The organism is Streptomyces sp. NPDC048288, from assembly GCF_043201555.1.
In the GTDB taxonomy this organism is placed as follows: Bacteria; Actinomycetota; Actinomycetes; order Streptomycetales; family Streptomycetaceae; genus Streptomyces.
In genome coordinates this window covers 558169-579358 of sequence record NZ_JBICZD010000005.1, presented here as the reverse complement: position 1 = coordinate 579358, position 21190 = coordinate 558169, and the positions used below count along the sequence as shown (strand labels likewise).

The following is a 21190-nucleotide window of genomic DNA, read 5'->3' as shown; positions in this document are numbered from 1 at the left end:
TATGACACCGCAACGCGCTGATGTCGACCCGCTGGTCCGTGGGCTGACGTACGAGGAGATGCCCGTGGGGCAGGTCTTCCGGACCGCCCGGCGCACCGTGACCGAGACCGACCTGGTCAACTTCGTCACCTGGGGCGGCTTCACCGAGCCGCTGTTCTGGGACGCCTCGCACGCCGCGGACGGCGGCTACACCGGGCGCCTCGTCCCCGGGGCGCTCACCTACTGCCTCGCCGAGGGACTCGTGCTCCAGACGAACGTGCTGCACGGCACGGGGCTGGCCTTCCTGCACATGGAGCTGGACGTGCTGGGCCCGGTGTACGTCGGCGACACGCTGTACGCCGTCGTGGAGACCACCGCCTGCCGCCCGTCGGCCAAGCCCGGCCGGGGCGTGGTGACCAGCCGCGTCACCGTGCGCAACCAGCGCGACGAGGAGGTGCTCGTCTACACGCCGGTGCGGCTGATCCGGGGGAAGGAGTACGAGGCCTACTACGGGGCTCAGAGCGGCTGAGGCCGGGAGGGGGCCGGCACCAGGGTCAGCCCGGGTGACCGGCCGGATGTCCGGCCGGTTTCGGGGACCTGGTGCGCGCCGCCGCCTCCGAAGGCTTCGCCGTGCACCCAGTCGGACGGCATCTCGGGGCACGGGGGCCGCTCGTGGTCCGGGACCGCCATCGCGTACAGGCGGGTGTAGCGGAACTTGGCCTCCACGTTGTCCAGCACCGACCAGTACTCGTAGCCGCACACGTCCACGCCCTGGGCGACGACTCCGGCGAGCCAGGTCAGCCGGGCACGGAGCAGGGCGCGGCGGCGGGCGTCGTCGGCGTGCCCGGTCTCGTCGACCAGGTCGAGGTCGCCCATGCCGTTGTCGACGACCGCCAGCGGGGGCAGCAGGTCGCCGTAGAGGTCGTGGAGTCCGGCGACGGCGTCCGCGAGACCCTCCGGGAGGATGGGCCAGCCGTACGCGGTCGTCTCGACGTCGTCGAAGGGGATGACCGCGAAACCGAGGCCCATCAGCAGGCTGTTCACCTCGTTCAGCGGGCCCAGGCACTTTCCGGCGGGCAGGGCGCGCGGCAGGTTCTCCGGAGCGGTGACGCGGAAGGGCGTGTGCCAGGACAGGCCGAGGACGTCCTGCGCGGTGGCGATGGTCTCCAGGTCGCCGGGGTGGACGCAGCCGGTGGTCTCGACGGGGGCGACGTCGTCCTCGGTCACCATGTGCTCGCCGAGCAGCAGCGGGTCGAGGAAGAGGCGGTTGGCCCAGTTCTCCAGCCGGGCCAGGGCGATCCGGTCGAAGGGGTCGTCGGTGGCCGCGTAGCCGCCGGCGAGGGTGACCGTCGTACCGATCCTGCCGTGCGCTCCGGTCGCGCGCAGCGCCTGCGTCGCCAGTCCGCTGCCGAGCAGAAGGTGGTGCACGGAGCGCAGTCCCGCCCGGCCGATGGCGCGGTTCGGCGGGTACAGTCCGGCCACGTGGTCGGCGAGCGTGGGGCTCGCGAGGTCGGTGGAGGTGATCCAGCCGTCCACCCGGTCGCCGAAGCGGCGCCCCATCTCGGCCGCGTAGGCGGCGAAGTGCTGGGCGGTGTCCCTGGCGAGCCAGCCGCCGGCCTCCTCCAGCCAGGGTGGCAGTGTCAGGTGCAGCAGGGTGAGACGGGGCCGCAGGCCTCGCGCGAGCAGGCTGTCGAGGGCCCGGTCGCAGTGGTCCAGGGCGTCCCGGTCCCAGGTGCCGGGGCCGTCGGGCTGGAGCAGCGGCCAGCCGGCGACCAGCCGGTGGGTGTCCGGGGCGGCGCCGACCAGTCGGTGGATGTCGTCGGTCCACCGCCCGAAGTGCCCGCCCCGTTCCGGCTCGGGCGGCGGCGGGGCCGCGAGGATGTCGGCGGTGGCGACGCCCCAGTCGACACCGTGCAAGGACTCGTGCAGCAGACCACCGCTCATCGTGACCGTCCAAGCGATGAATGGTTTAACGCATTCAGCTGAATGCCCGCCGTCCGGACGCTAACACCTCGCGCGGGGCACGACAATGTTTCGGCCGGATTTCGTCTTGCCGCGAGGAGGGCGGCGGCCCGCCCGGGACACGGACCGGCCCGATCTACTCTCCGAGCGGACGGAACTCCTCGTCCCGCCACCACGGATAGGCGGCCGGCAGGTCCGTGCTCACCCGGCCCGGGAACTGCGGTGGGCGCTTGGCGAGGAAGGACTCCACGCCCTCCCTCGGGTCGGGGCCGCCGCCGATCTGGCTCATGATCCGTGAGTCGAGCCGGTGGGCGGCCATCGGATGCGGCTCGCCGAGCATCCGCCACATCATCTGCCGGGACAGCGCGACCGAGACCGGCGCGGTGTTCTCGGCGATCTCCCGCGCCAGCGCGTACGCCGCGGGCAGCAGTTCCTCGGGCGGGTGCACCGAGCGGACCAGCCCGGCGGCCAGTGCCTCGTCGGGCCCGAAGAGCCGCCCGGTGGCCACCCACTCCATGGCCCGCTGCATACCGACCGCACGCGGCAGGAACCAGCTCGCGGCGGATTCCGGCACGATGCCGCGCCGGGCGAAGACGAAGCCGAACTTCGCGGCGGTAGAGGCCAGTCGGATGTCCATGGGCAGGGTCATGCTGGCCCCGACCCCGGCCGCCGGCCCGTTGACCGCCGCGATCACCGGCTTGGTGCTGGCGAAGATCCGCAGCGCCACCCGGCCCCCGCTGTCCCGGTGCCGGGCGCCGGCCTTGCGGTGGTCGAAGGAGGAGCCTCCGGTACTGACGTCGGCACCCGCGCAGAACCCCCGGCCGGCGCCGGTCACGACGATCACGCGGACGTCGTCGTCGGCGTCGGCCGCGTCGAGGACGTCGAGCAGGTCCTGCATCATCCGCGGGTTGAAGGCATTGAGCTTCTCGGGCCGGTCGAGGGTGACGGTGAGGATCCGGTCCGCCACCTCGGCCCGTACGGTCTCGTACCGCTGCTGCGCCATGCGCGTCCTCCGCCTCCCGCCGACCGGTTCTCATTGAGCTTAATTAGTTATAGCATTCAACTCTACTTACTCGTTAGTGATCTGCGGCGGTGGAGATGACGGAGCTGACCGATCTGCTGGTGACGGCCGTCGGGCCGGTCCGGCTGGTGGAGCTGAACCGGCCCGGGCAGCTGAACGCCATGAGCGAGGAGCTGCACACCGGCCTCGCCGGTCTGTGGGAACGCCTGACGGCCGACCCGGAGGCGCGGGCCGTCGTGGTCACCGGGCGCGGGCGGGCGTTCAGCGCCGGGGGGAACTTCGAGATCATGACCCGGGTCCAGCGCGACGCCGCCTTCCGGGAGCAGCAGGTCGAGGAGGCACGCCGGATCATCACCGGCATGATCCGCTGCCCGCTGCCGGTGATCGCGGCGGTCAACGGCCCGGCCGTGGGCCTCGGTTGCAGCCTGGCCCTGCTGAGCGACCTGGTGCTGGTCGCCGACGACGCCTATCTCGCCGACCCGCACGTCCAGGTGGGGCTGGTGGCGGGCGACGGCGGGGCGTTCGTGCTGCCGGCGCTGGTCGGCGCGGTCCGGGCGAAGGAGCTGCTGTTCCTCGGCGAGCGGGTGAGTGCCGAGGACGCGGTCCGCCTCGGCATCGCCAACCGTGCCGTGCCGAAGGACAAGCTCCGGGACGAGGCCATGGACCTGGCCGGACGGCTGGCCGCGCTCCCCGCGCAGGCGCTGCGCGAGACCAAGCGGGCGGTGAACCGGCATCTGGAGCAGACGCTGGACACCGTGATGGAGCCTGCCCTGCTCGCGGAGCGGGACTCCATGCACGCGCCGGACCACATCGCCGCCGTCGAGCGGATCACCGCCGCGCGCGGTCGTCGCTGAACCGGAGAGGAGGACACGGCCATGGACTTCGCGTTCAGCGCGGAGCAGGAGGAACTGCGCCGCACCGTACGGGCGTTCCTCGCGGACACCTCGCCCGAGTCCGAGGTACGACGCCTCATGGAGACGCCCGAGGGCTTCGACCGGGACCTGTGGCGCCGGATGGGCGGCGAACTGGGGCTGCAGGGGCTGGCCGTCCCCGAGGAATACGGCGGCGCCGGCTGCGGTCCCGTCGAAGTGGGCGCCGTACTGGAGGAGACGGGCCGCGCCCTGCTCTGCGCGCCGTACCTGTCCTCGACCGTGCTGGCCACCACCACGCTGCTGCGCTCGGCCGACGAGGAGGCCCGCAAGCGGCTGCTGCCTGGACTGGCCTCGGGCGAACTGGTCGCGACGCTGGCCCTGACCGAGGACTCCGCCCGCTGGGACGCGGCCGGGGTCGCGATCACCGCCCGGGAGAGCGAGGGGAGTTGGCGGCTGACCGGGCACAAGACGTTCGTGCTCGACGGAGCCGCCGCCGACATCGTGCTCACCGTGGCCCGGACCGCCGACGACGGCATCGGGGTGTTCGTGGTGGACGGCGACGCGGCCGGGCTCGCCCGGGAAGCGCTGCCCACGATGGACCCGACCCGCCGCCAGGCCCGCCTGGACTACCACGAGGTACCGGCCGAGCGGCTGCGCACCCACGGCGACGGCTGGGACCTGGTCGCCGAGGTGCTCGACCGGGCCGCGGTGGCACTCGCCGCCGAGCAGGTCGGAGTGGCCTCCCGCGCCCTCGACATGGCGGTGGACTACGCCAAGGTACGGCACCAGTTCGGGCGGCCGATCGGCTCCTTCCAGGCCGTGAAGCACCTGCTGGCCGACGTGCTCCTGGAGGTGGAGTCGGCGCGGGCCGCGGCGCACTTCGCGCTGCTCGCGGCCGAACAGGACGACCCGCGGCTGCCGGCCGTGGCGAGCCTCGCCAAGGCCTTCTGCTCGGATGCCTGTCTGCAGGCGACGGGCCAGAACATCCAGGTGCACGGCGGCATCGGCTTCACCTGGGAACACCCCGCCCACCTGTATCTCAAGCGGGCGAAGACATCACAGCTGCTGTTCGGCGACCCCGCGTACCACCGCGAACTGCTGGCACAGCGCATCGGCATGGACGCGGTCGAAGGAGCGGTATGAAGGTCGACGGCAAGCTCAACGTGTGGAGCACCGCAGAAGTGGTCGAGGAGGCCCGGCACCACGAGAAGACCGGCTACGACGGCCTGTGGGCGTCCGAGTCCAAGCACGACCCCTTCCTGCCCCTGCTGCTGGCCGCCGAGCACACCGACCGGCTGGAGGTCGGCACGGCCATCGCGGTGGCGTTCGCCCGCTCCCCCATGCAACTCGCCTACACCGCGCACGACTTGCAGAGCTACTCCGGCGGCCGTTTCGTCCTCGGCCTGGGCAGTCAGATCAAGCCGCACATCGAGCGGCGGTTCGCCATGCCGTGGAGCCGGCCCGCGGCCCGGATGCGGGAGTACGTGAGCGCGCTGCGCGCCATCTGGGCCGCCTGGAACGAGGACGAACGGCTCGACTTCCGGGGCGACTTCTACACGCACACACTGATGTCCCCGTTCTTCTCTCCCCCGCCCGCCGTAGGCGGTGCGCCGAAGGTGTTCGTGGCCGCCGTCGGCGAGGCGATGACCCGGGTGGCGGGCGAGGTGGCGGACGGTCTGCTCGCGCACGGCTTCACCACCGAGCGCTACCTGCGCGAGGTCACGCTCCCGACCGTCGAGGCGGGCCTCGCGAGGTCGGGCCGTGACCGCGCCGACTTCGCCGTCTCCCACCTGCTGCTCACCGCCACCGGGCGGACGGAGGAGGAGATGGCCCACGCGGTGGCGGGCACCCGGCAGCAGATCGCCTTCTACGGCAGCACCCCCGCCTACCGCGGTGTCCTCGAACTGCACGGCTGGGGCGGACTCGGCGACGAACTGCACGCGTTGTCGACGTCCCGACGCGAGGACAAGTGGGAGGCGATGACCGCTCTCGTGGACGACGAGGTCCTCGACACCTTCGCGGTGGTCGCGGAGCCGGACCGGGTGGCGGGCGAGATCCGCAGGCGGTACGGGGCACTGGTCGACCGGGTGTCCTTCTACACCGCGTACGAGATCGACGCCGAGGTGTGGGAACCGATCGTGCGGGAGCTGCGCACCCCCTGACGGCGGCGCGCGACATCCACGAAAACGGGTCAGCCGAGCAGGTCCAGGACCGTCGTCATGGACCTGCTCTGCAGCAGGTAGTCCTCGGCCTCCTGGAGGTGGACCCGCCACAGTTCCTCCGCGGCCTCGGACCGGTGGGCGGCCACCAGGTCGACGAGCGCGACATGGGCACGGAAGCCGCGGCGGTTGGCGCGGATGTTCTCCGGGCTGCCGGCGTCGAGGTCGACGTGGGACCAGTTGGCCTGGTCGATGATGTGCCGGACCATGCCGTTGAGGACGCCGAGGGTCTGGTTGCCGGCGAGTTCGACGACGAGGGCGTGGAACTCCATGTGGGCCCGGATGAACGCCGAGGGGTCGTCCATGAGCCCCTCGGCCTCGGCCACCGCGGCCCGCAGCCGTTCGAGGTCATCGTCCGTGCGCCGCTCGGCGAGCAGGCCGGCGCACGGCGCCTCGATCACCGTACGGGCGTCGTAGACGTCCTTGAGGGTCGTGCCCCGGTATTCGAGGACCACCCCGGCGTACCGGGCCGCCACCGTGCCCTCCGGGATCTGGACCCGTGCCCCGCCCCGGGCGCCCCTGCGCACGTTGATCAGGGACTCCGACTCCAGCACCCGGAACGCCTCGCGCAGCGTCGGCCGGGAGACGGCGAACTGCTCCATGAGGGCGGTCTCGGAGGGCAGCGACTCGCCTTCGGTCAGCTCACCGCGGACGATCATGCGGCGCAGCCGGGCGGCCACCAGTTCGGCCATCTTGGGCACCCGCACCGGTGTGTGCGTCACTCTGCCCACCTCCACTCTCAGTGAGTGTGCTCCGGCACGAAGTACGGCAGGGTGATGCCGTCCGTGAGCGGCCGGAAGTCCACGCGTACGCGCATGCCGACGGCGACGGCGTCCGGGGCGCCGGCGTCGACGTGGGACAGCAGGGTGCCGCCCTCGTCCAGATCGATCACGGCCAGCGCGAAGGGGGTGTCGAAGCCGGGACCGGGAGCGCGATGCACCACGGTCACCGAGTAGACCGTGCCCCGGCCGGCGCTCGGCGCGTACCGCCAGTCCCGGGACAGGCAGCCGGGGCAGGCCGGTTCGGGGGTGAAGAAGCGCAGGCCGCAGGCCGGGCAGTGCGGGATCACCAGTTCGCCGCGCCGGGCGGCGGCCCAGAAGGGCTCGGACAGGGCGGTGGGCACGGGCACCGGACGGCCGGTCATCGCAGCCTCCCCAGGACGCTCATCTCGTAGTGCTGGGCGCCCGAACCGGCGTTGCCGACGACCGCGACCTCTGCGCCGTCGACCTGGTGCACGGCAGTGCCGCGCAACTGCCGGACGGCCTCGACGACTTTGAGGGTCATCTGCTGGGTTCCGTTCCACGCGTACGCGAGGCAGCCGCCGTCCGGGTTGACCGGGTGCTTGCCGCCGAGGGCGAGGGCACCGGAGGCGGCCAGCGGGCCGCCCTCGCCCTCGGCGCAGAGGCCGAGGATCTCCAACTGGCGGATGATCTCGAAGGAGTTGGGGTCGTAGAGGGAGAACACGTCCACGTCGTGCGGGCCGATGCCGGCCATGGCGTAGGCACGGGTGGCCGCGTCCCGGCCGAGCTGTCCGACCTCGCGGTGCAGCGCGGGGTTGGCGTAGGCGGCCTGGTGGTACTCCATCGCGCCGCCGAGGACGGCCACGGGCGGCCTCGGGAGGTCCCGGGCGCGTTCGGCGGTGGTGACCACGAGCGCGGCGCCGCCCTCCCCCACGATGCAGCAGTCCAGGAGGTGAAAGGGCGTGGCGACCATGCGGGAGGCGAGCACGTCGTCGGCGGTGTAGGGGCCGCGCCCGTACATCATCGCCTCGGGGTTGGCGGTGCCGTTGTTGCGGATGGTCGCGGCGACCTCGGCGAGCTGGCGGGAGGTGGTGCCGTACTCGTGCATGTGCCGGGCGGCCACCAGCGCGAACTGGGCGACGACATAGCTGCCCCAGACGTCCGCGAACTCCAGCGGTACCCCGGCGCCGACCGGGCCGGTCCCGCGCGAGACAAGTTTGCAGCCGCCGACCACGACGGTGTCGGCGTATCCGGCGCGGATCGCCGCCGCGGCCTTCAGCACACCGCGTGAACCGGCGTTGTCCAGCATCGAGTCACTGGTCCAGCGCAGGTCGCGGCCGAGGAGGCGGGCCCAGGAGCTGCCCTCGCCGGGTACGCCGCCGGGGCCGGGCCAGTCGACCTGGGCGCCGTCGACGTCGGCCGGGGTGAGCCCGGCGTCCGCGATCGCTCCGGTCACCGCTTCGAGGGCGAGGTCCATGGCGTCGCGGTGCGGCAGCGACAGCGCCTGCTCGGTGGCGTGGACACCGACGACGACGGGCCGCCGGTCGGTCACGGTCACCGTCCCGCGCCGAGCTGCTCGCCGCCGGGGTAGCCGCCTCCGCCGAAGCGCCGGTCGAGGGCGTCGTAGTCCTTGGCGTAGTCCTTGGTGCGCGGCAGCGTATCGACGAACTCCACCGTCTTGGGCTTCTTGTACGAGGCGATGCGCGCCCGGCAGTGCTCGATCAGGTCCTCGGCGGTGACCGGGTCCGCGTCCGGGTGGAGGACGACGACGGCCTTGACGTCCTGCGCCCAGCGCTCGTTGGGGACGCCGATGACCGCCGCCTCCCTGACCGCCGGGTGGGCCTCGACGCAGTTCTCCACCTCGGCCGGGAAGATGTTCTCGGCGGCCGACTTGAGCATCCGGGTCGTGGTGCCGAGGAAGCTGATCGTGCCGTCGGCCTCGCGCCGTCCCAGGTCGGTGGTGTGCCACCAGCCGAAGCGGAAGCGCTGTTCGTTGGTCTCGGGGCGGTTCCAGTAGCCGAGGTGGACGAGGTCGCCGCGGACGCAGATCTCGCCGACCTCGCACTCCTGGCCTGCCGGGTCGAGGATGCGGACGGCGGTGAAGGGGCCGGGGCGGCCCGCGTTGCCGAGGCCGCTGCCGCCGTACGCGCCGGTCACGGCGAAGCCGGTCACCTCGGTCTGCCCGTAGCCGCGCCCCTCGCCGCCGCCGTTGCGGGTGAAGCGGCTGGTGTCGGTGGGCACGGTGCCCTGCCACAGCGGGGCGGCGACGCTCGCCCGCAGGTGGGACAGGTCGTGACCGGCCTCGCGGTTCAGCTCGACGAGCTGCGCGATGGTCGGGGGCATGAGGTAGGCGTGGGTGCACCGCTCCGCCGCCAGCAGCGGGAGCAGTTCCTCGGCGACGACGCGGCGCACGATGACGTTCTTGCCGCCGTGCACGAAGGCCGGGATGCCCCAGAACTGGTAGTTGCCGATGTGGAACATCGGGCCCGCGCCGAGGAAGGCGGTCTCCCGGCCGATGTCGCCCATCCAGGCAGCGCTCACGCCCATGGCCAGCAGGTTGCGGTGCGAGAGCATGGAGCCGGACTGGCGTCCGCTGATCGCCGCGGTGTAGATGACGAGGAGCGCGGAGTCGGGGTCGACGTCGCAGGCCGGGTCCTCGGGCGCGCCGGCGGCGAGGAACGACTCGTAGCCGCCGGGTCCCTCGGCGTCGTGCCGCAGCCACAACGCCCGGTTGCCGTCGCCGAGTTCGGCCCGCGCCTTGCCCACCGTGTCGCCGATCTCCGCGTCCTGCCAGACGACGACCCGGGGGTCGAAGTCCTCGATGGCGAAAGCCATCTCGGGGGCGGCCCAGCGCCAGTAGCCGGGGCAGACCATGGCGCCGATCTTGGCGGCGGCGCCGAGCAGCTCCCAGATGCGGAAGGAGTTCTGCCCCAGCCACAGGATCCGGTCGCCGGGTCCGACCCCGGCATCCGTCAGGGCGTGGGCGAGGCGGTTGGTGCGCTCGTCCAGTTGCGGCCAGGTGAGCCGGACTTCGCCGTCCACCAGGGCGACTTGGTCCGGGTAGGACCGCCGGTGCTCGCGGATGAGGTCGCCGAACGTCAGGCGGCGGGCGGAATCCATCTGAAATCGCTCCTGTGCGGTGTCGTCAGACTCGGGCTGTTCCGGGTGCGGTTGTACGTCGACCGTGACCACGGGTGCCTCCTCGCGCGCCTCGACCATCGACCTCCACGTGACTAAATAGCTAACCTATTCAGCGAAGACAGTCAATAAAGAGAGCCCCAATCACAGACCCAGCGAGCGGCCCACGATCTCCTGCATGATCTCCGAGGTGCCGCCGAACACCCGCTGGACCCGGCTGTCCCGCCAGATGCGGGCGATCTCGTACTCGTTGACGTAGCCGTAGCCGCCGAACAGCTGCATGCAGCGGTCGATGACCTCCCAGCAGGTCTCCGTGGTCCAGTACTTGGCCGCGGCGGCCTCGTCGGCGGTCAGCTCGCCGCGCACCAGCGCCATCGTGCAGCCGTCGACGTAGACCCGGGCGGCGGAGAGCCGGGCCCTGATGTCCGCGAGTGCGAACCGGTTGGCCTGGAACTGCCCGATCGGCCGGCCGAAGGCGGTGCGGTCCTTGGCGTACTCCAGCGTGACGTCGAAGGCACGCTCGGCCGAGGCCAGCGCGGAGACGGCGATGGCGAGCCGCTCGGTGGGAAGGTTGCCCATCATGTGGTAGAAACCGCGCCCCTCCTCCCCGATGAGATTCCCGGCCGGGACCCGGACCTCGTGGAAGAAGAGCTCGGCGGTGTCCTGGGCCTTCATGCCGACCTTGTCCAGCTTGCGGCCCCGCTCGAAGCCCTCCGCGCCGCGCTCGACGACGATCAGGCTGATGCCCTTGTGGCCGGCGGCCGGATCGGTCTTGCAGGCGACGACGACCAGGTCGGCCAGGATGCCGTTGGTGATGAAGGTCTTGGAGCCGTCGATCACCCACTCGTCGCCGTCCCGGCGGGCGGTGGTACGGATGCCCTTGAGGTCGGATCCGGCGGCCGGTTCGGAGAGGGCGAGCGCGCAGATGGTCTCGCCGCTGGTCACTCCGGGGAGCCACCGGGCCTTCTGCTCCGGGGTGGTCAGCCGCATGAGGTACGGCGGGATGACGTCGTTCTGCAGCCCCAGCCCGATGCCGACCGAGCCGGTGGCCGCCATCTCCTCGGCCATGATGGCGTTGTACCGGAAGTCCCGGATCCCCTGCCCGCCGTACTCCTCCGGGAACTCCCAGCCGACGAGCCCGGCCTTGCCCGCGGCGGTCCAGGCGGCCCGGCTCACCTGTCCGTCCCGTTCCCACTGTTCGGCGAACGGGGCGCATTCCCGCAGGTAGTAGGAGCGGGCCGTGTCCCGGAACTGGTCGTGCTCCTCGGTGAAGATCTCTCGGCGCATCCTCGGCTCCCCACTCAGACATCTCGCTTATTCAGCTGAAGTAGTTATACGATAGCGCTGATTCCGATCCAGGCCAGGGAGGGCGCGTGAGCGTACGGGAGAAGGTGGCGCTCGTGACCGGGGCGGGCAGCGGCATCGGCGAGGCGGTCGCCGACGCGCTGGCCGCGCACGGAGCCGCGGTCGCCGTCTGCGACGTGGACGCGGAGGCCGCCGCCAAGGTCGCCGCCTCCCTCGCCGAACGGCACGGCGTCCGCACCACGGGAGTCGGCGCGGACATCTCCGACAGCGCGGCCGTGCGGACGGCCGTAGAGCAGGTGACCGCCGCGCTCGGACCGGTGGACGTGCTGGTCAACAACGCGGCCGTCGACGTCATCGGCCGCTTCGTCGACAGCGACGAGGAGACCTGGGACCGGATCATCGCCGTCAACCTGCGCGGCACGATCACGGTGACCCGGGCCGTCCTCGACCCGATGATCGAGCGCGGCGGCGGCCGGATCGTCCACATCGCCTCGGACGCCGGCCGGGTCGGCTCCTCCGGCGAGGTGGTGTACTCCGCCACGAAAGGCGGCGTGATCGCCTTCGGCAAGGCCCTCGCCCGCGAGGTCGCCCGGCACGGCATCACCGTCAACTGCGTCTGCCCCGGCCCCACCGACACCGCGCTGCTCGGCCAGGTCGCCGACTACAGCCAGAGGATGTACGACGCCACCGTGCGGGCGATCCCGCTGCGCCGGGTCGCCCGGCCGGACGAGATCGCCGGTGTGGTCGCCTTCCTCGCCTCCGACGACGCCGCCTACATGACCGGGCAGACGCTCTCGGTCAGCGGCGGCCTGACGATGGTGTGAGGTGAGCGACGTGCTGCGCGTCGAAGTACGCGACCGGGTGGCCGTGTTCACCCTGGACCGGCCGGAGCGCCTCAACGCCGTCGGTACCGAGACCGTCGGGCTGCTGCGGGACGCGCTGGCCCGGGTGCGCGAGGACGACGACGTACGGGCCCTGGTGCTGACCGGTGCGGGCCGGGCCTTCTCGGCCGGTGCCGACCTGGGCGAGATCGAGTCGTTCACCACTCCCTGGCAGTTCCGGGCCTTCGTGGGGCGGCTGACGGAGACGTACGCGCTGCTGGCGGAGTTCCCCAAGCCGTCGGTGGCGGCGATCCACGGGTTCGCGTTCGGCGGCGGACTGGAACTCGCGCTCGCCTGCGACCTGCGGGTGGCGGAGCGCGGGACCCGTCTGGGGCTGCCGGAGATGAAGCTCGGCGTGCTGCCGGGCGCGGGCGGCACCCAGCGGCTGCCGCGGCTGCTGCCGCCGGCGATCGCCAAGCAGATGATCCTCACCGGCGAGCCCCTCGACGCCGAACGGGCCCACGCACTCGGCCTGCTCAACGAGCTGACCGAGCCGGGCGGGGCGCTCAAGGCCGCCGAGGCGCTGGCGGCCCGGCTCGCCGCCGGAGCCCCTCTCGCACTCGCCGCAGGGAAGCGACTGATCGACCACGGCCTCGGCATGGACCTCACGGCCGCCGTCGCCTACGAGCAGGAGACCGTCTCGGTGCTGTTCGCCACCGAGGACCGCGCCGAGGGGCTACGGGCCTTCCGCGACCGGCGTCCCGGGGAGTTCCGCGGTGTCTGACCGACCAGGGAGGTGGGCCGTGCGGCCACTGGAGGGCTTTTCCGTCGTCGAGCTCGGCATGTGGGTGGCGGCTCCGGCCGCCGCCACCATGCTGGCGGACTGGGGCGCGGACGTGATCAAGGTGGAGGCGCCGGCCGGTGACCCCAACCGGTACACGCTGCGCCACGTCGGCCAGGACATCGACAGCGCTCCCCCGTTCGAGACGGACAACCGGGGCAAGCGCAGTGTGGTGCTCGACCTCAGGTCCGAGGACGGCAAGGCAGCGCTTGAGCAACTGCTCGCCCGCGCCGACGTGTTCGTCACCAACCTCCGCCCGGGCGCCCTGGAGCGGCTCGGCCTCGGCCCCGACGAGATCCGCGCCCGTCACCCCCGTCTCGTCGTCGGCACGCTGACGGGGTACGGCTGGACCGGCGCCGAGCGCGACCGGGCCGGGTACGACGTCTCCGCCTTCTGGGCCCGGCCCGGCATCGCCGCCATGCTCAACCCTGCCGGCGAGCCTCCGCCGGGCATCCGACCCGGTCTCGGCGACCGGACCGCCGCCGCCAACCTGGTGGCCGGTGTCCTGGCCGCGTTGCTGCGCCGGGCGCGTACCGGCGAGGGCGGCGTGGTGGACGTGTCGCTGCTGCGCTCCGGGGCGTACGCCAACGGCAACGACCTGGCGCTCCAGAACTTCTTCGGCAAGCGCGGCCGGACCCGGCCCCGCACCGAGCACGAGTCCCCGCTCTACAACTGCTACCGGACCGCCGACGACCGCTGGTTCTGGCTGGTGGGCCTGGAGGGCAACCGGCACTGGCCCGGGGTGGTCAAGGCGCTCGGCCGGGAGGACCTGGTGCAGGACGAGCGGTTCGCCACCGGCAAGGCCCGGCGCGGCCACGTACGCGAGCTGATCGCCGTCTTCGACGAGGAGTTCGCGAAGCTGCCGCTGGCGGAGTGGGCGGAGCGGTTCGACGCCGAAGAGGTGTGGTGGGCGCCCGTGCAGACCCTCGCCGAGGTGGCGGCCGACCCGCAGGCCGAAGCGGTCGGGGCGTTCGTGGAGCAGCCCGGCATGGGTGACGCGCCGCCGCTGCGGACCGTGGCCACGCCGGTCGCCTTCTGGGGCGTGGACGACAAACCGCGCGCCGGCGCACCGGCGCTGGGCGAGCACACCGACGAAGTACTGGACGAGCTGGACGGAACAGGGAGGTAGGGCGTGGGCATCCTGGACGACAAGGTCGCCGTCGTGACCGGCGGGGGCCGGGGTCTTGGCCGGGCGCACTGCCTGGCGCTGGCCGAGGCCGGGGCCACCGTGGTGGTCAACGACCTCGGCTCCGGCATCCACGGCGAGCGGACCGGAGACTCCCCCGCCGACGAGGTCGTCGCCGAGATCACCAAGCTCGGCGGCCGGGCCGTCGCCAACCATGCCTCGGTCACCGACTGGGGGGCGACCGAGGCCATGGTGGCGGACACCGTCGCCGAGTTCGGGCGGCTGGACGTCGTCGTGAACAACGCCGGGATCGTGCGCGACCGCATGCTGTTCTCGATGACCGAGGCCGAGTTCGACGCGGTGATCGCGGTCCATCTGAAGGGCACGTTCGCGCTGACCCGGCACGCCTGCGCGTACTGGCGGGAGGCCGCCAAGCGGGGCGAGCCGGTCACCGGCCGTGTCATCAACACCACCTCCGGCACAGGCCTGTTCGGCAACCAGGGCCAGTCCAACTACGGCGCCGCGAAGGCGGGCATCGCCGGGCTCACGATCCTCACCGCGCTGGAGATGCGCCGCTACGGCGTCACCGCGAACGCCATCTCGCCCATCGCGGCCACCCGGATGACGGAGGGCCTGGAGGTCGGCACCAACCTCCGGGCCACCGACGGCTTCGACCCGCGCGACCCGGCCAACGCCTCCGGTGTCGTCGTCTACCTCGCCTCCGACGCCGCGTCCTGGCTGACCGGGCAGGTGCTGCGCATCGAGGGCAACCGGCTCAACCGGCTGGAGGGCTGGACGGTCTCCGGTGTGTACCCGAGCCGCTCCGGCGAGGCCCTCACTCCCGAGGAACTCATCGACGCCGTACCGCGGTTGTACGGCGCGGCGCCCGCCGGCCGGGCCACCGGGGTCGGTCAGTGAAGGCTCAGGACGCCGCCGCCCTGGCCCTGCGCGCGACCCTCGGCCCGATGCTCGTCGCGCACGGCTGGAACAAGGTCGCCGGGCCGGGCGGGCTCAAAGGCACGACGGGCTGGTTCGAGGCGCTGGGGCTGCGACCCGCCGCCGTGCACGCCCGGATGGCGGCGGGCACCGAACTGGCCGCGGGCGTGGGTATCACGCTGGGCGTGGCCAACCCGCTCCCCGCCGCGGCGGCCGTCGGCCTGATGACCGTGGCGGCCCGCACCGACCACCGCGGCAAGGGCTTCTTCGTCTTCAAGGGCGGCTGGGAGTACGTCGGCGTGGTGGGCGGCGCGGCCGTGGCACTGGCCGCGCTCGGCAACGGGCGGTACTCGGTGGACGGCCTGACGGGACGTCAACGCCGTGGATCCGGCTGCGCGTTGCTCGCCGCCGGGCTGGGCATGGCGAGCGCGGCGGCACTGCTCGCGGCCTGCTACCGGCCTGACGAGAAGCCGCACGACGAGAAGCCGCACGAAGCGCCGCACGACACAGACAAGTAGCAAGCGAGGGAGGCGACATGGACGCGGAGGACTTCACCGCGGTGCTGTCGGAGGTCCGGCGGTTCGTCCGGGAACGCGTCGTGCCGCTGGAGGCGGAGATCGACGAGAAGGACGAGATGCCGGCGGACATCCGGGAGTCGGCGAAGAAGATGGGGCTCTTCGGCTTCGCCCTGCCGGAGGAGTACGGCGGCCTCGGGCTGTCGATGTACGAGGAGGCCCAGCTGATGTTCGAGCTGGGCTACACCACCCCGTCGCTGCGCTCGATGTTCGGCACCAACAACGGCATCGCCGGGCACGTCCTGATGGTCGGCGGCACCGAGGAACAGAAGGCCGAGTGGCTGCCGAAGATCGCCTCCGGCGAGGTGCTGGCTTCCTTCGCCCTCACCGAGCCGGACGCCGGGTCGGACCCGTCGACGCTGACCACCCGGGCGCACCTGGACGGCGACGCGTGGGTGATCAACGGGGCCAAGCGGTACATCACCAATGCCCCGCTCGCGGACGTCTTCATGGTCTTCGCCCGCACCGACCCGGACGCTCCGCGTACCCGGGGCATCTCCACCTTCCTGGTCCCGGCCGGCACCCCGGGCCTGACGGTGGCGCCCCGGGACCACAAGATGGGGCAGTTCGGCGCCTGGACGGCGGACGTGTACTTCGACGACGTGCGGGTGCCGGCCGAGGCCCTTGTCGGCGGCGAGGCCGGCCTGAACCGGGGCTTCAGCACGGCGATGGGCTGCATCGCGCACGGACGCGTGCACATCTCGGCCCTGTGCGTCGGCATGGCCGAGCGGCTCGTCGACGAGTCGGTGGAGTACGCCCGTACCCGCAGGCAGTCCGGGAAGCCGATCGGCTCCTTCCAGCTGGTCCAGGGGCTCATCGCCGACTCGATGACCGACTACTACGCCGGCCGCGCCACCGTCCTGGAGGCCGCCCGCGGCTTCGACGCCGGCACGGACACCAAGATCGGCCCGTCCTGCACGAAGTACTTCGCCAGCGAGATGGTGTGGCGCGTCGCCGACCGGGCGGTGCAGATCCACGGCGGTGCGGGCTATATGCGCGGGGTCGCCGTCGAGCGCTTCTACCGGGACGCCCGGCTCTTCCGGATCTACGAGGGCACCAGCCAGATCCAGCAGGTGATCATCGCGCGGGCACTGCTGGGCGACGCGACGCGCGGCTGACGCGACACGAGGTTGAATCGAATACCAACTCGCCTTTTTTTCAAGGAGTTTGCGATAACCTCCGGGGCACCGACACTCGTCGCGCACGCCTCATCCGTCACGCGGAAACCCGGAACTGAACCTTCCCATGTCTGCTCCACATCTCGACCGGTCGCACGCGCGCGCCTACGCCGCCCTCGGCCTGGAAGCACCGCCCCCGGTCCCGCTCCGCACCGGCGATCCCGTCCGGGTGGGGCCCTACGCCCTCGTGTCGGTCCTCGGCAGCGGCGGGATGGGCCGGGTCTACCTGGGCCGCGACACGCAGGGCGGGCCGGGCCCGGCCGCCGTCAAGGTGATCCGCCCCGAGTACGCGGAGGACCCGAAGTTCCGCAGGCGCTTCGAGCGGGAGGTCGGCGCGCTGGGCCGGGTCCGGGGAGCGCACACCGTACGGCTGATGGGCAGCGGGCACGAGGGGGACCTGCTGTGGGTGGCGACCGAGTACATACCGGGGCCCACCCTGGAGGAGGCCGTCGACGGGCGCGGCCCGCTCGACGCGGCAGCGGGCTGGCGGCTCATGGCGGACCTGGGCCGGGCGGTCGAAGCCATCTGGCGGGCGGGGATCGTGCACCGCGACCTCAAGCCGTCCAACGTGATCCTCGCCGCGGACGGCGCCCGGGTCATCGACTTCGGCATCGCCCACGCCGCCGACGCCACCTCCATCACCACGACCGGGCAGCACGTGGGCACGGTCGCCTTCATGTCGCCGGAGCAGGTGCGCGGCCACGAGGTGACCGCCGCGTCCGACGTCTTCACCCTGGCGTCCACGCTGACGTACGCGCTCACCGGTGCGGCGCCGTTCGGTGAGGGCACCGGCGTCGACGTGCTGCACCGGGTGGCCTTCGACCCGCCGCGCGAGGAGCTGCTCGCCAAGGTGGCGGACCTCGACCCGGACCTCGCCGCATACCTGCGGCACTGCCTGTACAAGGACCCCGAGTCACGTCCGGCACCGGACGCGGTGTTCCGGACGGCGATCGGACACCAGTTGGCGGCGCCCCCGGACGACGGTGAAGGAGGAACCCCCCGGCCCGCGCCGTCCAGCCTCCCGGGCGGACCCGCCCGGCGGCCCGCCGCCTTCGCCCGGCTGTCCGGGCCCGACGCGTCCGGGCCCGCGAGCGGGGCCGCTGCGGGGGACTCCGCCACCGCCCCGCCCGGCACCGGACTCCCCCGCAATCGCCGGGGCCGGGGCCGGGACATCGTGCTGGCCGCCGCCGTGGCCGCGCTGGTCACCGGAGGCCTCACCATGGCGCTGCTGGACCGGGGCGGCGACTCCCCCGCGTCCGCCGCGCCGGCATCGCCGTCCGTGACGACGTTGTCGGACAGTCCGCGCGCCGACTCCGGCCTCGAACCGAGTACGGTGTCCGCCACCCCCCGGGCCTCGGCATCCCGCTCCGCCGCCGTCTCCGCGACCACCGCCGCCCCGGACTCCGCCGCGGCCGCGACGCACGATCCCAGGACGCTCGACATCCGCTCCGCCGCCTGCCGGACCGCCCTCGCCCCAGGAGCGCACGGGGACTGTGTCGCCGCCCTCCAGTACCTCCTCGGCGGATACGGCTACCTCGTACCGGTCGACGGCGACTTCGAGGCACGGACCCTCGCTGCCCTGAAGGTCTTCCAGACGTCGGCCGGACTCGCGGCCGACGGCAGCGTCGGCTCGGAGACCAAGGCGATGCTGTACAGCAGGCCGCGCGGCGCCGTGCGCAGCGGCACGCTGACGGTGACCGAGACCGTCAACGGCGTCGCGACCGCGCGCTGCCTGGACGCCGACACCGGTACGGCGACCCTGAGGCAGCAGACCGTACAGATCTGGGAGTGCACCGGTGCGCCCCACCAGACGTGGGCGCTGTACCCGCTGCCGGGCCGGGACGGACAGTACGTCGCCGTCAACCGGAGCACGCACCGCTGCCTGGAGGCGGATGCCGCCGGTCTCGGCCAGAACGGCCACGGCATCCACAGCACCGCCTGCGACGGGCTCGCCGTGCAGCGGTGGAGCCTGGGCAGCTCGGGAGTCCCGGGCGCCCAGGCCCTGGTGAGCGTGCCGGACGGCTTCTGTCTGGACGCGGAGGCCGCCACCTCGGGCCAGGACGGCCAGCGCGTCCAGGCGTGGAGCTGCGCCGGCAACGGCAACCAGGCCTGGCACTGGGGCTGACGGCCGGCCGGTTCAGATGCCCAGCCGGTCCAGCAGCCGCTCGTGGTGGACCGCCGGTCCCCCGAAGAGCAGTTGCGAGGACTTGGCCCGCCGGAAGTACAGGTGGGCCGGGTGCTCCCAGGTGAAGCCGATGCCGCCGTGCACCTGGATGTTCTCCATGGCCACGCCCACGTACGCCCGGGAGCAGCAGGCGTGGGCGACGGCCGCCGCCACCGGGAAGTCCGCGGCACCCTCGGCGGCCAGCAGCGCCGCCTCCCGTGCGGCTGCCTCCGCGAGTTCGACCTGGACGAGCATGTCGGCGCACTTGTGCTTGACCGCCTGGAAGGAGCCGATGGGCCGGCCGAACTGCTGCCTCGTACGGGCGTACTCCGTGCTCGCCTCCAGGCACCGGCGTGCCCCGCCGGCCTGTTCGGCGGCGAGTGCGACCGTGGCGGTGTCGAGCACGTCGGCCATGAGGCGCCCGCCCGCTCCCTGCACGCCGACGAGGGTCGCCGGCACGGCGTCCAGGGTCAGGCGGGCCATCGCCCGGGTGGCGTCCAGGGTCTCCATCGGCTCGGCCGCCACGCCGACGGCCGCGCGGTCCACGGCGAAGAGGGAGGGTCCGGCGACCGTGCGGGCCACGACCAGGAGCAGATCCGCCGTCGTACCGTCGACGACGAAGCACTTGCGGCCGGTCAGCCGCCATCCGCCGTCCGCGTCCGGTACGGCGCGGGTGGAGATGAGGACGGGGTCCCAGGAGCCGTGGTCCTCGGCGACGGCGAGGGTGGCCGTCGTGGTCCCGGCCGCGATGCCGGGCAGGTGGTGGGCGCAGGCCTCCTGGTCGCCCGAGGCCAGCAGGGCCTGGGCGGCCAGTACGGCGGTGGCGAAGAAGGGGGCGCAGAACAGGGCGCGGCCCATCTCCTCCAGGACGACGCCGAGTTCGACCGGTCCGAAGCCGTCGCCACCGTACTCCTCGGGGATGGCGAGCGCGGGCAGGCGCAGCTGGTCGGAGGCCTGCGCCCACACCTCGGGGTCGAAGCGCGGTTCGCTCTCCATGAGTTTGCGTACGGCGTCCTCGGGCGACTTGGTGTCGAGGAACTCCCTTACGGCTGCGCGCAGTTCGTTCAGTTCCCGGTCGTCGGCGGTCATGCGCGCGCCTCCTTGGGCAGGCCGAGGACGCGTTCGGCGAGGATGTTCTTCATGATCTCCTCGGTGCCGCCGAGGATGCGCAGGGCCGGGGTGGCAAGGAGCAGTTCGGTCCAGGCGTACGTGCCCCACTGGCCGGTGTCCGCGATCGCGCGCGGTCCGAGCACGTCGGCGACGAAGTGGGCGGCCCGGGTGAGGTTCTGACCGTACATCAGCTTGGACACGGACATCTCGGGGCCGGGTGTCGCCCCGGCGCGGAGCCTGCGCAGGGCCCGGTTGTTGAGGTGCTGGGTGGCCATGGCGTCCACGAGGAGTTCGGCGAGCCGACCGCGCAGGGCGCGGTCGTCCCAGGTCCAGGTGGCCCGCATGAGCGCCGAGAGCCGTTCCGGGGAGAGTGCGGCGGCGACCGGTCCCGCACCCTCGCTGCCGACGGTCGCGCGTTCGTTCATCAGGGTGGTCAGGGCGACGGTCCAGCCGCCGTCGACCTCGCCGAGGCGGTGGTCGTCGGGGACGCGGACGTCGGTGAGGAAGACCTCGTTGAAGTCGGCGCCGCCGGTCATCTGCCGCAGGGGGCGGACCTCGACGCCCGGGGCGTCCATGGGGACGAGGAAGGCGGTGAGGCCCTGGTGTTTCGGGGCGTCCGGGCTGGTCCGGGTGAGGGCGAGCCCGATGCTGCTGTGCTGGGCGACGGACGTCCACACCTTCTGCCCGTTGAGCACCCAGTCGCCGCCCGCAGGGACCGCCTTGGTGGCCACGCTCGCCAGGTCGGAGCCCGCGCCGGGTTCGCTGAACAGCTGGCAGGCGACGGCGTCGCCGCGGTACATCGCGGGCAGCCAGCGTTCCTTGACCGGGGGCCGGGCGTGCGCCAGGATCGTCGGGCCGATCATGCCGAGGCCGATCACACTGAGCACGCCGGTGTCGGGGACGGTGTACTCGGCCTCGATGGCGTCGTAGAGCAGGTCGTGGACGGGGGTCAGGCCCCGGCCGCCGTACTCGGGCGGGCCGGTGATCCAGCCGAGGCCGTGCTCGTGGCGGACGCGCTGCCAGGCCCTGGCCCGGTCCACCCCCTCCCGCTCCTCCTCGGGCGGCAGGCTGCTGAAGTAGGCCATCGAGTCGTCGCCCTCGCCCCAGGTGAAGGCGGCGCGGTCGGGGGCCTTCGTCGCGTGCGCGTCGAGGAAGCCACGCACCTCGGCGGCGAAGTCCTGCATGTCTTGGTCCATGGGGGGG

20 protein-coding genes are annotated in these 21190 nt (G+C 72.6%); 11 read left to right on the top strand and 9 right to left on the bottom strand.

Translation table 11 applies throughout. The features are described from left to right. Position 1: 1 nt before the first annotated feature. The gene (locus tag ACGFZS_RS21380; RefSeq protein WP_393796443.1) at positions 2 to 508 is read left to right on the top strand and encodes a MaoC family dehydratase; all 507 of its coding nucleotides are present in this window, start codon (positions 2 to 4) and stop codon (positions 506 to 508) included. Here ACGFZS_RS21380 and ACGFZS_RS21375 read toward each other — a convergent pair. Next, on the bottom strand, positions 496 to 1923 hold the full coding sequence (locus ACGFZS_RS21375; protein WP_393796442.1) for a family 1 glycosylhydrolase: 1428 nt from the start codon (positions 1921 to 1923) through the stop codon (positions 496 to 498). The genes ACGFZS_RS21380 and ACGFZS_RS21375 overlap by 13 nt on opposite strands. A gap of 154 nt (positions 1924 to 2077) precedes the next feature. Continuing rightward, positions 2078 to 2944: a crotonase/enoyl-CoA hydratase family protein gene (locus tag ACGFZS_RS21370; RefSeq protein ID WP_393796441.1), complete on the bottom strand. Its 867-nt coding sequence runs from the start codon at positions 2942 to 2944 to the stop codon at positions 2078 to 2080. Positions 2945 to 3039: 95 nt separating this feature from the next. On the opposite strand from ACGFZS_RS21370, the gene ACGFZS_RS21365 reads away from it, so the two are divergent. From ACGFZS_RS21365 to ACGFZS_RS21355, 3 genes are read left to right on the top strand one after another with little or no spacing between them, the layout of a single operon-like run. Beyond that, positions 3040 to 3816: an enoyl-CoA hydratase/isomerase family protein gene (locus tag ACGFZS_RS21365; protein WP_393796440.1), complete on the top strand. Its 777-nt coding sequence runs from the start codon at positions 3040 to 3042 to the stop codon at positions 3814 to 3816. A 21-nt stretch (positions 3817 to 3837) separates the two neighbouring features. Next, the gene (locus ACGFZS_RS21360; RefSeq protein ID WP_393796439.1) at positions 3838 to 4977 is read left to right on the top strand and encodes an acyl-CoA dehydrogenase family protein; all 1140 of its coding nucleotides are present in this window, start codon (positions 3838 to 3840) and stop codon (positions 4975 to 4977) included. Next, complete coding sequence (locus tag ACGFZS_RS21355) at positions 4974 to 5996, top strand: LLM class F420-dependent oxidoreductase (protein ID WP_393796438.1); 1023 nt, start codon at positions 4974 to 4976, stop codon at positions 5994 to 5996. Before ACGFZS_RS21360 ends, ACGFZS_RS21355 begins: the two co-directional genes overlap by 4 nt. A gap of 29 nt (positions 5997 to 6025) precedes the next feature. Here ACGFZS_RS21355 and ACGFZS_RS21350 read toward each other — a convergent pair whose 3' ends face one another. The 5 genes from ACGFZS_RS21350 to ACGFZS_RS21330 all read right to left on the bottom strand — a co-directional run bounded on the left by ACGFZS_RS21350 (position 6026) and on the right by ACGFZS_RS21330 (position 11218). Then, complete coding sequence (locus ACGFZS_RS21350) at positions 6026 to 6775, bottom strand: FadR/GntR family transcriptional regulator (RefSeq protein ID WP_393796437.1); 750 nt, start codon at positions 6773 to 6775, stop codon at positions 6026 to 6028. A gap of 17 nt (positions 6776 to 6792) precedes the next feature. Next, the gene (locus tag ACGFZS_RS21345) at positions 6793 to 7197 is read right to left on the bottom strand and encodes a Zn-ribbon domain-containing OB-fold protein (RefSeq protein WP_393664142.1); all 405 of its coding nucleotides are present in this window, start codon (positions 7195 to 7197) and stop codon (positions 6793 to 6795) included. Next, complete coding sequence (locus ACGFZS_RS21340; protein ID WP_393796436.1) at positions 7194 to 8345, bottom strand: thiolase family protein; 1152 nt, start codon at positions 8343 to 8345, stop codon at positions 7194 to 7196. Before ACGFZS_RS21340 ends, ACGFZS_RS21345 begins: the two co-directional genes overlap by 4 nt. A gap of 2 nt (positions 8346 to 8347) precedes the next feature. Next, positions 8348 to 9913: an AMP-binding protein gene (locus ACGFZS_RS21335; RefSeq protein WP_393796435.1), complete on the bottom strand. Its 1566-nt coding sequence runs from the start codon at positions 9911 to 9913 to the stop codon at positions 8348 to 8350. Positions 9914 to 10075: 162 nt separating this feature from the next. Beyond that, the gene (locus ACGFZS_RS21330; protein WP_393796434.1) at positions 10076 to 11218 is read right to left on the bottom strand and encodes an acyl-CoA dehydrogenase family protein; all 1143 of its coding nucleotides are present in this window, start codon (positions 11216 to 11218) and stop codon (positions 10076 to 10078) included. 86 nt (positions 11219 to 11304) lie between these two features. Here ACGFZS_RS21330 and ACGFZS_RS21325 point away from each other — a divergent pair, with 86 nt between their 5' ends. The 7 genes from ACGFZS_RS21325 (at position 11305) to ACGFZS_RS21295 (ending at position 18838) form a co-directional block, all read left to right on the top strand. Continuing rightward, positions 11305 to 12060, top strand: coding sequence for an SDR family NAD(P)-dependent oxidoreductase (locus ACGFZS_RS21325; RefSeq protein WP_393796433.1), 756 nt, complete (start codon positions 11305 to 11307; stop codon positions 12058 to 12060). Between the two features lies 1 nt (position 12061). Continuing rightward, the gene (locus tag ACGFZS_RS21320) at positions 12062 to 12841 is read left to right on the top strand and encodes an enoyl-CoA hydratase/isomerase family protein (protein ID WP_393796432.1); all 780 of its coding nucleotides are present in this window, start codon (positions 12062 to 12064) and stop codon (positions 12839 to 12841) included. A 19-nt stretch (positions 12842 to 12860) separates the two neighbouring features. Continuing rightward, positions 12861 to 14027: a CaiB/BaiF CoA transferase family protein gene (locus tag ACGFZS_RS21315; RefSeq protein ID WP_393796431.1), complete on the top strand. Its 1167-nt coding sequence runs from the start codon at positions 12861 to 12863 to the stop codon at positions 14025 to 14027. Positions 14028 to 14030: 3 nt separating this feature from the next. Further along, the gene (locus ACGFZS_RS21310; RefSeq protein WP_393796430.1) at positions 14031 to 14942 is read left to right on the top strand and encodes an SDR family NAD(P)-dependent oxidoreductase; all 912 of its coding nucleotides are present in this window, start codon (positions 14031 to 14033) and stop codon (positions 14940 to 14942) included. Next, complete coding sequence (locus ACGFZS_RS21305; RefSeq protein WP_393796429.1) at positions 14939 to 15478, top strand: DoxX family protein; 540 nt, start codon at positions 14939 to 14941, stop codon at positions 15476 to 15478. Before ACGFZS_RS21310 ends, ACGFZS_RS21305 begins: the two co-directional genes overlap by 4 nt. Positions 15479 to 15495: 17 nt before the next feature. Then, positions 15496 to 16653 (top strand): acyl-CoA dehydrogenase family protein, encoded by a 1158-nt coding sequence (locus tag ACGFZS_RS21300; protein WP_393796428.1) that lies wholly within the window; start codon positions 15496 to 15498, stop codon positions 16651 to 16653. A gap of 127 nt (positions 16654 to 16780) precedes the next feature. Beyond that, on the top strand, positions 16781 to 18838 hold the full coding sequence (locus ACGFZS_RS21295) for a protein kinase (protein ID WP_393796427.1): 2058 nt from the start codon (positions 16781 to 16783) through the stop codon (positions 18836 to 18838). A gap of 12 nt (positions 18839 to 18850) precedes the next feature. Here ACGFZS_RS21295 and ACGFZS_RS21290 read toward each other — a convergent pair whose 3' ends face one another. Further along, entirely contained in the window at positions 18851 to 19966 is a 1116-nt protein-coding gene (locus ACGFZS_RS21290) for an acyl-CoA dehydrogenase family protein (RefSeq protein ID WP_393796426.1), read from the bottom strand. Beyond that, positions 19963 to 21183, bottom strand: a complete 1221-nt coding sequence (locus ACGFZS_RS21285; protein ID WP_393796425.1) for an acyl-CoA dehydrogenase family protein — start codon at positions 21181 to 21183, stop codon at positions 19963 to 19965. The genes ACGFZS_RS21290 and ACGFZS_RS21285 overlap by 4 nt, the downstream gene beginning before the upstream one ends. Between the last annotated feature and the right edge of the window lie 7 nt (positions 21184 to 21190).